We start from the raw sequence: 12,238 nt of genomic DNA, 5'->3' as shown, positions 1-12,238 counted from the left end.
GTTGCACCGGCGACACCGGGCCGGTGTCCTACACGACCCGCACAGCAGGGTCGGGATGTACCCCTTCCTCGGGACCTGGACGAGCACCGGGGCGTCCACGTCGACGGCCTCCCGGGCCATCGTCACCGCCACCGCGGGCAACCGGGTGCGCCCGCCGGCCACATCACGGGCCTGGGTCGGATCCGCGTCGGAGAACGCGACGACGCGCGGGGCGAGCGCCCGGACGAGCCCGGGTTCGGGCCGGATCTCGTGTGCCCACCCCGACCGCACGTACTCGGCCACCTCCGGGGTCCGATCCACCGAGCTCAGCAGCAACGGGGTGCCGTCCAGCACGGACCGCTGTGCGGCGACCTCCCTGGTGTGCGGATAGGGGGCGCGGGGCTCCACGAACGAGTCGTCGCCGTCGTCGTGCAGCACGATCAGACCCGGCTCCGGGAGCGGTGCGAACACGGCGCTGCGGGTCCCCACCACGATCCGGGCGTGCCCGCGGACCGCCCGCAGCCACCGTCGGTACCGAGCCGAGGGGCCGATCCCCGCGGACAGGTCGACCACCAGGTCCCGCCCCGTGGCTCCCCCGCCCACGATCTGCCGACACTCCGCGGTCAACCGGTCGACGTCCCGCTGGTCCGGGACGATCAGCAACACCTGCAGGCCCCTCCGCCTGACCGAGTCCGCCAGGGCGGCGAGTGCGCGCGCCCAGTCCCGTCCGGGCGGCACGGTCCAGACGGCCCGGGCCGGGACCCCCCCGGTCGCCGCGTCGAGGAACCGCGTCACCATCGGGTGGTCGGACCAGCCGACCGGGATCTCGACCGGGCCCTCCGTCACACCCAGCGGTGGTTCGCGGTCCGGCACCGATTTCTCGGCCGCGGCGTGCCGCGGGGGGATCGCCAGTCGCAGGACGTCCGAGCGCATGCCCACCCACCGTCGCGCGACCAGGTCGACCAGCCGGAGCAACTGCGGTGTGAGCACGGGCTCCGGCGAGACGACGCGCTCGAGCCACGCGAGCTCCCCGCGGTGATCCGTCTCGTCCGAGCGCTCCACGAGGTACCCGTCGACGAGGCGGCCGGCGAACCGCACGCGGACGCGGGTACCGGGTACCGCCTGGTCGGCCAGGGACTCCGGGACCAGGTAGTCGAACTCCCGGTCCAGATGCGGAACCCCGAGCAGGGGCAGGACCCGGGCCACGGGGGCCGTGGCCGCCGCGACCCGGGCCGCTGGGCGCGTCGTGGTCACGGTCTCGGATTCTCGCACCCCGCTCCGACAACCGGGACGGTCGTCAGTGCCCGACGGCCCGCTTGAGTTCGTCGACGCGGTCGGTCCTCTCCCAGGGGAGGTCCAGATCGGTCCGGCCGAAGTGACCGTAGGCGGCCGTCCCGGCGTAGATCGGACGCTTGAGGTCCAGGTCGCGGATGATCGCGCCGGGACGCAGGTCGAACACCTCGGTGACGGCCTCCTGCAGGGCCGCGATGTCGACCTTCTCGGTCCCGAACGCCTCGACGAACAGCCCGACCGGGGCGGCCTTGCCGATGGCGTAGGCGACCTGGACCTCGACCCGCTCGGCCAGGCCGGCGGCGACGATGTTCTTGGCGACCCACCGCATGGCGTACGCCGCGGAGCGGTCGACCTTGGACGGGTCCTTTCCGGAGAACGCGCCGCCACCGTGGCGGGCCATGCCGCCGTAGGTGTCGACGATGATCTTGCGTCCGGTCAGGCCGGCGTCGCCCATCGGGCCGCCGAGCACGAACCGTCCGGTCGGGTTGACCAGGAGGCGGAACTCGCCGGTCTCGATACCGGCCGCGGCCTCGGCGAGGACCGGCCCGATGACGTGCTCGGTGAGGTCGTCGCGCAGCGTCGTCTCCAGATCGATCTCGGGTGCGTGCTGCGTCGAGATGACGATCGTGTCCAGGCGTACCGCGCGGTCGCCGTCGTACTCGATGGTCACCTGGGTCTTGCCGTCCGGGCGCAGGTAGGCCAACGTGCCGTCCTTGCGGACCTCGGTCAGCCGGCGTGACAGGCGGTGTGCCAGAGCGATGGGCAGCGGCATGAGCTCAGGGGTGTCCGAGCACGCGTAACCGAACATCAGGCCCTGGTCGCCGGCGCCCTGTCGGGCGATCGCGTCCTCGACCGGGTCGGCGGAGGTCCGTGCCTCGTGCGACGTGTCCACGCCCTGGGCGATCTCGGGGGACTGCTGCCCGATCGAGATCGACACACCACAGGAGACGCCGTCGAAACCCTTGTCGGAGGAGTCGTATCCGATCTCCACGATCTTCTCGCGGATGAGCTGCGGGATCTCCACGTAGCCGCTCGTCTTGACCTCGCCGGCCACGTGCACCATCCCGGTGGTCACCATGGTCTCCACGGCGACACGGGCTTCGGGGTCCTGCGTCAGCATCGCGTCCAGGATGGCGTCCGAGATCGCGTCACAGATCTTGTCCGGATGCCCCTCGGTCACGGACTCGCTGGTGAACAGCCGACGTGCCTGCGTCACAGTGGTTCTCTCTTCCTGGTGCCGGATGCGTGTGATCGGTCGATCGCGTGGGGACAGACTAGTCGGTGCGGTCCGTGGTGGTTCGCGCGGATGGGGCCGCGGCCCGGGACACCACGGCGTCGAGGATCCGGCTGGCCAGGAGATCTTTGCTCGCCCTGTCCACCGGCGTCTCCCCGCCCGCGGAGTCCAGGATCCACCCGCCGTTGACGTCCTGCCCGAAAGTGGTGCCGCGACCGACCTCGTTGACGACGAGGAGGTCGCACCCCTTCCGGGCGAGCTTCGCCCGGCCGTGGTCGAGGACCGATCCCGAGGAGTCGCCGGTCTCGGCGGCGAACCCGACCAGGATGCAGCCCGCGGGGACGTCCCCGGACCCGCGGCCCGCGACGAGCTCGGCGAGGATGTCCGGATTGCGTTCCAACCGGATCTCGGCCGGTTCGGATCCGGTGCCCTTCTTGAGCTTGGAGGACGACACGTCCGTCGGGCGGAAGTCGGCCACCGCCGCGGCCTTGATGACCACGTCCGCCTCGGCCGCGGCGGCGAAGGTGGCGTCGCGTAGCTCGCGGGCGGAGTCGATGTGGATCGCCTCCACGGCCGCCGGCACCGGCAGGTCGGAGGAGGTCACGAGCGTGACCCTCGCTCCCCTCGCCGCCGCGACAGCGGCGATCGCGTGTCCCTGCTTCCCGGAACTGCGGTTGCCGAGGAACCGCACCGGATCGATCTCCTCGCGGGTACCGCCGGACGTCACCACGACCCGCTTGCCGGCCAGGTCCCACGGGAGGCCGCCGCCGTCGAGCAGCAGTCTCGCGAGACGCGCGATATCGGCCGGCTCGGGCAGGCGGCCGGCGCCGGTGTCGGCCCCGGTGAGTCTCCCGGATGCGGGCGGCATGACGTGCACGCCGTCGCCCCGGAGGGTGTCGACGTTGCGCCTCGTCGCCGGGTGCTCCCACATCTCGGTGTGCATCGCCGGCGCGAGCAGCACGGGGCACCGCGCGGTCAGAAGAGTGGAGGTGAGCAGGTCGTCCGCGCGCCCGGAGGCGACCCGCGCGAGCAGATCGGCCGTCGCGGGGGCGACCACGACGAGGTCCGCCCGCTGCCCGAGGGCGACGTGGCGGACCGACGGCACGTCCGAGAACACCCCGGTGGAGACCGGGTTCCCCGACAGTGCCTCGAAGGTGGCGGACCCGACGAACCGCAGGGCCGCCTCGGTGGGGACCACGTCGACGTGGCACCCGGACTCCGTGAGGAGCCTGATCAGGCCACAGGCCTTGTAGGCGGCGATTCCGCCGCCGACCCCGACGACGACGCGCGTGCGCCGCACGTCGCCCCCGGAGTGGGTCACTCTCCCTCGGCGCAGTCGAGCAGGTCGGAATGGAGCTCGCGCAGCGCGATCGTCAGCGGCTTCTCATGCAGACCGGGGTCGACCAGGGGACCGACGTACTCGAGGATGCCCTCCTCGATCTGGTTGTAGTACGAGTTGATCTGCCGGGCGCGCTTGGCGGCGAAGATCACCAGGGCGTACTTGGAGGACGCCCGCTCGAGGAGCTCGTCGATCGGGGGGTTGGTGATGCCGATCGGGGTGTCGTACAACGGGGCTGCCGCTGCGGCTTCGATGGTGGCCACTATGGGTTCTCCTCTGGGTACAGCCTGGGTGGTGCTCTGGCCTGGGGTGGTGCTCTCGCGTCGGATTCGGCGTCAGTCTTGGCCGACCAGCAATGATACCAACTCGTCGACCGCGACCTCGAGTTCGTCGTTGACGACGACCTCGTCGAACTCCCCGCGGGCGTCCATCTCGACCTTCGCCGTCTCGAGCCTGCGGGTGACGACCTCGTGCGGCTCGGTACCCCGGCCGCGGAGACGGAACTCGAGTTCCTCCCACGACGGCGGGGACAGGAACACGGTACGTCCCTCGGGGATGGACTCACGGATCTGCCGGACGCCGGCGAGGTCGACCTCGATGAGGACCGGCCGGCCCTCCTCGAGGGCGCGGCGGACCGGGTCGGCCGGGGTGCCCGAGAGCTGGAGGCCCCGGTGGATCTCGGCCCACTCGAGCATCCGTCCCTGGTCGACGGCCTCGCGGAACTCCTCGGTGCTGACGAAGTGGTAGTCGCGCCCGTCGACCTCGCCGGGACGTGGGTCCCGGGTGGTCATGGAGACGCTGAAGTAGAGGTCCGGCACGCGGTCACGCAGCCGTGCCACGACGGTTGACTTGCCGACGGCGGAGGGGCCGGCCAAGACGATCAGCCGGCCCCTCTTCGCCGTCGCTTCCGGGGACGAGACCCCGGATGACGGTGTGTTCATGCGTCGATCAGTCGACCGTGAAGTCGAACCGCTCGAGCAGTGCGCGGCGCTGGCGGTCTCCGAGACCACGCAGGCGACGCGTCGGTGCGATCTCCAGCTCGGTCATGATCTCCTGAGCCTTGACCTTACCGACCTTGGGCAGGGCCTCGAGCAGCGCCGAGACCTTCATCTTGCCGAGGATCTCGTCGCTCTCGGCATCCTTGAGCACCTGCTTGAGGTCGGTGCCACCACGCTTCAGGCGCTCCTTGAGCTCAGCCCGGGCGCGACGGGCGGCAGCCGCCTTCTCCAGAGCAGCTGCACGCTGCTCATCGGTCAACTGGGGAAGGGCCACAATTCCTCCGTCTCGTTCGTGTGTGTCTCATGACTCACGCGGGTGTCCACCGTAGGACATCCACGTGTGGTGTGCGGTGACCGACCCCGGCGCGTCCGCGGGCTGCGGCTCGTGCCGGGAGCGGGCGCTCCCTCGTGCTCACCGTACCCGGGCGATTCCGCCCCCCTCGCGGGAGACCGGCACGGCGTCGGGCCTGATGACCTCAGCAACAGTACGCGGCCGAATGGCCTCGTCGTCGCGCGGGGCCCGGCGTGGCACCCCGCCTGAACTGCGGATTGACGTGTGAGGTGAGGAGAAGACTAACGCCGGTCGCGTGCTCCCGCGAACCGAACCGCCCTAAATGGGGCGACCGGGTCACGGCGTCTGCTCCCGGCGACGTGGCCCCTGTGACGCCAGCCGTCCCGTGTGACGCCAGCACTCCGCCGGGGTGCCGGACCCCTCAGGCGGACCCGACGAAACGGTAGGTACGGGCCAGATCGCGGACCACCGCACGCATCGCCCCGACGTCCGGGCCCGACCGCAGGACGTGCCGGGAGACGTTGACGAGGGTGTGGGCCAACGCGGGCCCGGCGATCCTCCGGACGTCCGCGAGCGTCCCCCCCTGCTCCCCCACTCCCGGCATGAGGACCGGGCCGCGGAGACCGTCCAGTCGGGGCGGGTCGGCGACCGTCGCGCCCACGACGACACCGAACGGGCCCGGCGTGCCGGGCCCCGATGCGGCGTTCCGGTGGCCCACCTCGTCCACGACCGACTGCGCGACCGTTCCGGAGGGTCCCGTGGCCGCCTGCAGGCCCCCCGCCTCAGGGTTGGAGGTGCGGGCCAACACGAACAGCCCGCGGTTGTTCGCCGATGCGGTGTCGAAGGCGGCCTCGAGCGAGCCCACCCCCAGGTACGGGGACACGGTCAGGGCGTCGCAGGCCAGTGGTGAGTCCGCGGCCAACCAGGCCCGGGCGTACCCGGCCATGGTGGATCCGATGTCCCCGCGCTTGGCGTCGGCGATCGACAGCGCTCCCGACTCGGCGATCGACGTCAGGACCTCCTCGAGGACCGCGAAGCCCGCGGAACCGTGCTCCTCGAAGAACGCCACCTGGGGCTTGACCGCCGGCACGAGATCCCCGAACGCCTCCAGGGACCGGCGGGAGAACTCGCGGACCCCGGCGGCGTCCACTCCCAGCCCCCAGGACTCGAGGAGCGCCGGGTGGGGATCGATCCCCACGCAGAGGTTCCCGCGTGCGGAGACGGCGGACCGCAGCCGCGCACCGAACGGGTCTCGGGGTGCGCCCCCGGTCATCGGGCGGCGAACCCGCTGTGCAACTCCTGGAGGGGGCTCACCGTGACGTCACCGCGCCGGATGGCCTCGATGCCGTGCACCGCCGCCGTCGCGCCCTGGACGGTGGTGATACACGGGACCCTCCGGGTGATCGCGGCCGAGCGGATCTCGTGCCCGTCGGCGCGGGTCCCCCCGGTGGACGAGGCGATGTTGAGGATCAGGTCGACCTCGTCGGCGTTGATCCGGTCGACGATCGTCCGGACCGGGTCGCCCTGCTCGTCGACCGGCCCTCCCCCGGCCTCGGTCAGCTTCGCCACGGTCTCGCACGCGATCCCGTAGCGCCGGAGCATGAGCGCGGTGCCCTCGGTGGCCAGGACCGTGAACCCGAGCGCGGCGAGGCGCTGTGCCGGGAACACCATGGACCGCTTGTCCCGGTTCGCGACCGAGACGAACACGGTCCCGGACGTCGGGAGGACGCCCTCGGCCGCGAGTTGGCCCTTGGCGAAGGCGACGGCGAAGTTGGGGCCGATGCCCATGACCTCACCGGTCGACTTCATCTCCGGGCTGAGCAGCGAGTCGACGGGGTTGCCCTCGGGGGTGCGGAAACGGTTGAACGGGAGGACCGCCTCCTTGACGGCGACCGGCGCGTCCGCCGGGAGCGAACCGCCGTCCCGGTCGGATGGGAGGAGCCCCTCGGCCTTGAGCTCGGCGATCGTCTCACCCATCATGATGCGGGCACACGCCTTGGCGAGGTGCACGCCGGTCGCCTTGGAGACGAACGGCACGGTGCGGCTGGCGCGGGGGTTCGCCTCGAGCACGTACAGGACGTCGTCCTTGATCGCGTACTGGACGTTCATCAGTCCCTTGACGCCGATGCCGAACGCCAGTGCCTCACTGGAGCGGCGGACGCGGTCGATGTCGTCCTGCCCCAGGGTGATGGGCGGGAGGGCGCACGCGGAGTCCCCGGAGTGGATGCCGGCCTCCTCGATGTGCTCCATGACGCCACCCAGGTAGACCTCGGTGCCGTCGCACAACACGTCGACGTCGATCTCGACCGCGTCGTCGAGGAAGCGGTCGACCAGGACCGGGCGGTCCGGGCTGATCTCGGTGGCGCGCTCGATGTACGACCGCAGCGACGACTCGTCGTACACGATCTCCATCCCCCGCCCGCCCAGCACGTACGAGGGTCGGACGAGCACGGGGTAGCCGATGCGCGCCGCGATCTCCGTGGCCTCCGTGGCGTTGATGGCCGTCCCGAACGCGGGTGCGGGCAGACCGGCCCTCACCAGGACCTCGCCGAACTCGCGCCGGTCCTCAGCGAGGTCGATGGCCGACGGGCTGGTCCCCACGATCGGGACGCCGGCCTCCTCCAGCTGTGCCGCCAGGCCGAGCGGGGTCTGGCCGCCGAGCTGGACGAGGACTCCAGCGACGGTTCCCGACCCGGACTCGGCGTGGTAGACCTCCATGACGTCCTCGAACGTCAGCGGCTCGAAGTACAGACGGTCCGCCGTGTCGTAGTCGGTCGAGACGGTCTCCGGGTTGCAGTTGACCATGACGGTCTCGTACCCGGCCTCGGACAACGTGAGCGCGGCGTGGACGCACGAGTAGTCGAACTCGATGCCCTGACCGATCCGGTTGGGACCGGAGCCCAGGATGATGACCTTCTCGCGCTCGGTCTGGGCGGCGACCTCGGACTCGGCGGCGGGGTCGAGCTCGTAGGTGGAGTAGTGGTACGGGGTCTTGGCCTCGAACTCCGCGGCGCAGGTGTCGACCGTCTTGTAGACGGGACGCACGCCGAGCCGGTGACGCAGACGCCGCACGCCCTGGGGTCCGGCGAACTCCGGCCGCAGCGCCGCGACCTGGGCGTCGGACAGACCGTTGTGCTTGGCGCGGCGCAGCAGCGCCTCGTCGACCACCGGTGCGTCGACGATCTCCTGTCGGAGTTCGACCAGCGCGGCGACCTCCTCGAGGAACCACGGGTCGATCCCCGAGGCCTCGTGGACCTGCTCGACGCTCGCGCCGAGGCGGAGCGCCAGCTCGACGTCGTACATCCGGCCCTCGGTCGGGCGCACGAGGTCCGCGAGGACGGCGTCGACGTCGGTCGACCGACCGGGGGCGATCGTCTCGTCGGGCAGGGTCCAGAACCCGGCGGCCTTGGTCTCCAGCGAACGCATCACCTTGCCCAGCGCCTCGCGGTAGTTGCGGCCCAGGCTCATCGCCTCGCCCACCGACTTCATGGTGGTGGTGAGGGTGTCGTCGGCTCCCGGGAACTTCTCGAACGCGAAGCGGGGGGCCTTGACCACCACGTAGTCCAGGGTCGGTTCGAAGCACGCCGGGGTCTCGCCGGTGATGTCGTTGGTGATCTCGTCGAGCGAGTACCCGATGGCGAGCCGGGCGGCGATCTTGGCGATGGGGAACCCGGTGGCCTTGGACGCCAGGGCCGAGGACCGGGAGACGCGCGGGTTCATCTCGATCACCACGAGGCGACCGTCGACGGGGTTGATGGCGAACTGGATGTTGCACCCACCGGTGTCGACACCGACGGCGCGGAGGATGTCGATGCCGATGTCGCGCATGTCCTGGTACTCGCGGTCGGTCAGGGTCATGGACGGCGCGACGGTGACGGAATCACCCGTGTGGACCCCGAGGGCGTCGACGTTCTCGATCGAGCACACCACGACGACGTTGTCCTTGTTGTCGCGCATGAGCTCGAGTTCGAACTCCTTCCACCCGAGGATCGACTCCTCGATGAGGACGTTCGCGGTGGGCGAGGCGGACAGGCCGCCGCCGGCGATCCGCTCGAGGTCCTCGGTGGTGTATGCCAGGCCGGAGCCGAGTCCGCCCATGGTGAACGACGGGCGGACCACGACGGGCAGACCGAGTTCCGCGACGGTCGCGTGGACCTCGTCCATGGTGTGGCACACGGCGCTCCGGGCGGAGTCGCCCCCCACACTCGCGACGATGTCCTTGAAGGTCTGGCGGTCCTCACCGCGGTTGATCGCGGGGATGTCGGCCCCGATTAGCTCCACACCGTGCTTGGCCAGGATCCCCTGCGCATCGAGTTGCATGGCGGCGTTGAGTGCCGTCTGGCCCCCGAGGGTCGCGAGGACGGCGTCGACGGGGTGTCCGTCGGCCGCCTCCTTGACGAAGATCTTGTCGATGTACTCGGGCGTGATCGGCTCGATGTAGGTGCTGTCGGCGAACTCGGGATCGGTCATGATCGTGGCCGGGTTGGAGTTGACCAGCGTGACGCGCAGGCCTTCGGCGCGCAGTACCCGGCAGGCCTGCGTACCGGAGTAGTCGAACTCGCAGGCCTGCCCGATGACGATCGGTCCGGAACCGATCACGAGGACGTGGTTGATGTCTGTGCGGCGGGGCATCAGTTCGAGCCCTTTCTGGAGTCTGCGGAACCGTTGTCGGCGGCGTCACCGGTAGCTGAGTCGAGCAGGCTGACGAAGCGGTCGAAGAGGTCGGCGGCGTCACGGGGACCCGCCGCGGCCTCGGGGTGGTATTGGACGGAGAAGGCGGAGCCGTCGGTGAGGGCTACCCCCTCGACGGTGCCGTCGTTGGCGCACACATGCGTGACGGTGGCGGTGCCCCAGGGTGTCTCCCAGGTCTCGGTCTCCGGAGCGCGGAGCGCGAACCCGTGGTTCTGAGAGGTGATCGCGACCCGTCCGGTCGCCTTCTCCACCACCGGGATGTTGATCCCACGGTGGCCGAACCTCATCTTGTAGGTCTCGAGCCCGAGCGCCCTGCCCAGGATCTGGTTGCCGAAACAGATCCCGAAGAACGGAATCCCCTGACTCAGGACCTCCTTGGTCAGGTGTACAGCGGCGTCGGCCGTGGCCGGATCCCCGGGACCGTTGGACAGGAACACCCCGTCCACGTCGAGGTCGAGCACGTCCTGCAGGGTCGAGTCCGAGGGGAGCACGTGGACCCGCACGCCGCGCGCGGTGAGCATGCGGGGGGTGTTGGTCTTGATGCCCAGGTCGAGCGCCGCCACCGAATATCGTGCCCGCCCCTCGGGCTCGACGACGTAGGCGGTGTCGGTCGAGACGGCCTCCGCCAGCGACGCCCCTGCCATGGGCTCCTGGGCCCGGACGGTGGCGAGCATCGACTCGTCGTCCACCATGTCCTCACCGGAGAAGATGCCGGCCTTCATCGCTCCGAGATCCCGGATGTGGCGGACGACCGCCCGGGTGTCCACCCCAGCAATCCCCACGATGCCCTGGGCGAGCATCTCGTCCTCGAGCGTGCGCTCGGACCGGTGGTTGGACGCGCGGCGTGAGAGGTCCCGGATCACCAGACCCGACACCCAGATCCGACCGCCGCCGTTCCGGCCGTCGAGCAGCGACTCACCGTCCTCGTCGTTCCACCCGGTGTTGCCGATCTGCGGAGCGGTGCTGACGACGATCTGCCGGTGGTAGGACGGGTCGGTGAGGGTCTCCTGGTACCCCGACATCCCCGTGGTGAAGACGGCCTCCCCGAGGGTGGTCCCGGTCGCCCCGAACGCCGTGCCGCGGTGGATGCGGCCGTCCTCGAGGACGAGGGCGGCGGGCGCGCGGCCCCCCGGTGCGACGGTGGTTCCGTTGTGCGGTGTCACTTGTTCTCCTCGGTGGTGGAGCGGGGGGTGTCCGGCCGGGTGGGCGGTGCGGCGTCGCCGCGCAGGGCCTCCCAGCGGGGGTACGAGTCCTTGTCGTCGGCCCGGAAGCCGGAGTCGATCAGGGTGGGGCCGTCGTGGCCGTCGACCTGCCATCGGGCGACGAGGATCCCGCCGCCGGGCACGGTCTTGTTGGCGAGGGCGGAGGCGCGTCGCACGTCCACCAGGTCGGCGCGGGGGATCCACACCGTGGCGTCGGCGAGGTCGAGCCGGAGTCCACCGGTGAACGCGGTGAGGGTGGCGGCCGAGCGGTGGCCGAGCGGTGCCCGGGCGATCCTCGCCTGCCAGTCACCCGCCACGGTGCTGCCGATGTACACGCCGGTCAGCGGTCCCAGCACCACGTCACCGGTCTCGGCGGGAACCTCCGGCAGCGTGTCGAAGAGGCCGGCCTGGGAGCGGCTGCGATTTCGCCAGCCCCATGCCATCAACCCGAGCAGGCCGAGGAAGACGACGATCACGCCCACCAGGGTCCAGACGTCCTGTGTCATGCGAGTACCTCTCCGTCGCGGCTGGTCATGCGGCCCCGGTATACGGTGCCCACGACCCGGGCGGCGAACGTCATCCCCTGGTAGGGGGTGTTGGCGGACAGACTTGCGAGTTCCTCCCCGACGACGGTCCACGGGGAGTCGGGATCGACGACGGCGAGGTTGGCGGGCTCCCCGACCTCGATCGGGCGCCCCTGGTCGGTGAGACCGGCGATCTCGGCGGGCCGCGTGCTCATGACGCGGGCCAGATCGCGCCAGCTCATCTCCCCCGACTCGACCAGGAGGGCCGCCACGATGGGCAACGCCGTCTCCAACCCGAGCATGCCCGGGCGGGCGGCCGCGAACTCGCAGCACTTCTCCTGGGCGGCGTGGGGGGCGTGGTCGGTGGCGACGCAGTCGATCACCCCCGAGACGAGCGCGTCACGCAGGGCGAGGGTGTCGTGGGCTTCGCGCAGTGGCGGGTTGACCCGGTAGACCCCGTCGTACGTCTCGAGCCTCGTGTCGTCGAGGAGCAGGTGGTGGGGGGTGACCTCCGCGGTGATCGAGATCCCCTGCGCCTTCGCCCACTTCAGCAGCTCGACCGTGCCCGTGGTGGAGGCGTGGCAGATGTGGACCCGCGCGCCGGCGTCCCGGGCCAGGATCGCGTCGCGCGCCACGATGGACTCCTCCGCCGAGCGCGGCCAGCCGGTGAGTCCGAGGCGGGCGG

11 protein-coding genes are annotated in these 12,238 nt (G+C 70.9%); all 11 read right to left on the bottom strand.

Translation table 11 applies throughout. From position 1 onward, the window contains the following. Positions 1 to 1,233: primosomal protein N' family DNA-binding protein (locus G6017_RS04880; RefSeq protein ID WP_524536243.1), on the bottom strand; the 1,233-nt coding region annotated here is incomplete at its 3' end. Positions 1,234 to 1,276: 43 nt separating this feature from the next. Beyond that, complete coding sequence (gene metK / locus G6017_RS04875; protein WP_182611193.1) at positions 1,277 to 2,488, bottom strand: methionine adenosyltransferase; 1,212 nt, start codon at positions 2,486 to 2,488, stop codon at positions 1,277 to 1,279. Between the two features lie 58 nt (positions 2,489 to 2,546). After that, complete coding sequence (gene coaBC, locus G6017_RS04870) at positions 2,547 to 3,827, bottom strand: bifunctional phosphopantothenoylcysteine decarboxylase/phosphopantothenate--cysteine ligase CoaBC (RefSeq protein WP_182616196.1); 1,281 nt, start codon at positions 3,825 to 3,827, stop codon at positions 2,547 to 2,549. Continuing rightward, complete coding sequence (gene rpoZ, locus G6017_RS04865; protein WP_107747549.1) at positions 3,824 to 4,108, bottom strand: DNA-directed RNA polymerase subunit omega; 285 nt, start codon at positions 4,106 to 4,108, stop codon at positions 3,824 to 3,826. The genes coaBC and rpoZ overlap by 4 nt, the downstream gene beginning before the upstream one ends. A 72-nt stretch (positions 4,109 to 4,180) precedes the next feature. Beyond that, positions 4,181 to 4,786 carry a guanylate kinase gene (gene gmk, locus G6017_RS04860; RefSeq protein WP_182616194.1) on the bottom strand — a complete coding sequence of 202 codons (606 nt, stop codon included), beginning with the start codon at positions 4,784 to 4,786 and terminating at the stop codon, positions 4,181 to 4,183. A 7-nt stretch (positions 4,787 to 4,793) separates the two neighbouring features. Then, the gene (mihF, locus tag G6017_RS04855; RefSeq protein ID WP_007631925.1) at positions 4,794 to 5,117 is read right to left on the bottom strand and encodes an integration host factor, actinobacterial type; all 324 of its coding nucleotides are present in this window, start codon (positions 5,115 to 5,117) and stop codon (positions 4,794 to 4,796) included. A 439-nt stretch (positions 5,118 to 5,556) separates the two neighbouring features. Then, entirely contained in the window at positions 5,557 to 6,408 is an 852-nt protein-coding gene (gene pyrF, locus G6017_RS04850; RefSeq protein WP_182609395.1) for an orotidine-5'-phosphate decarboxylase, read from the bottom strand. Continuing rightward, positions 6,405 to 9,767: a carbamoyl-phosphate synthase large subunit gene (gene carB / locus G6017_RS04845; RefSeq protein ID WP_182616192.1), complete on the bottom strand. Its 3,363-nt coding sequence runs from the start codon at positions 9,765 to 9,767 to the stop codon at positions 6,405 to 6,407. Before carB ends, pyrF begins: the two co-directional genes overlap by 4 nt. After that, entirely contained in the window at positions 9,767 to 10,990 is a 1,224-nt protein-coding gene (gene carA, locus G6017_RS04840) for a glutamine-hydrolyzing carbamoyl-phosphate synthase small subunit (protein ID WP_182616189.1), read from the bottom strand. Before carA ends, carB begins: the two co-directional genes overlap by 1 nt. Beyond that, positions 10,987 to 11,535 (bottom strand): PH-like domain-containing protein, encoded by a 549-nt coding sequence (locus tag G6017_RS04835; protein WP_182609398.1) that lies wholly within the window; start codon positions 11,533 to 11,535, stop codon positions 10,987 to 10,989. The genes carA and G6017_RS04835 overlap by 4 nt, the downstream gene beginning before the upstream one ends. Further along, the coding region (locus tag G6017_RS04830; protein WP_182616187.1) for a dihydroorotase at positions 11,532 to 12,238 on the bottom strand (707 nt) is incomplete at its 5' end. The genes G6017_RS04835 and G6017_RS04830, both read right to left, overlap by 4 nt.

Origin of the sequence: Dietzia sp. B44 (assembly GCF_014145245.1) — a bacterium.
In the GTDB taxonomy this organism is placed as follows: Bacteria; Actinomycetota; Actinomycetes; order Mycobacteriales; family Mycobacteriaceae; genus Dietzia; species Dietzia natronolimnaea.
This window is presented reverse-complemented; position numbering and strand designations above follow the sequence as displayed.

What these genes read in the sequence shown, in the direction of transcription:
- gmk (WP_182616194.1), bottom strand. Translation starts at nt 4,786, where the DNA reads ATGAACACACCGTCATCCGGGGTCTCGTCCCCGGAAGCGACGGCGAAG.
- G6017_RS04835 (WP_182609398.1), bottom strand. Translation starts at nt 11,535, where the DNA reads ATGACACAGGACGTCTGGACCCTGGTGGGCGTGATCGTCGTCTTCCTC.
- pyrF (WP_182609395.1), bottom strand. Translation starts at nt 6,408, where the DNA reads ATGACCGGGGGCGCACCCCGAGACCCGTTCGGTGCGCGGCTGCGGTCC.
- carB (WP_182616192.1), bottom strand. Translation starts at nt 9,767, where the DNA reads ATGCCCCGCCGCACAGACATCAACCACGTCCTCGTGATCGGTTCCGGA.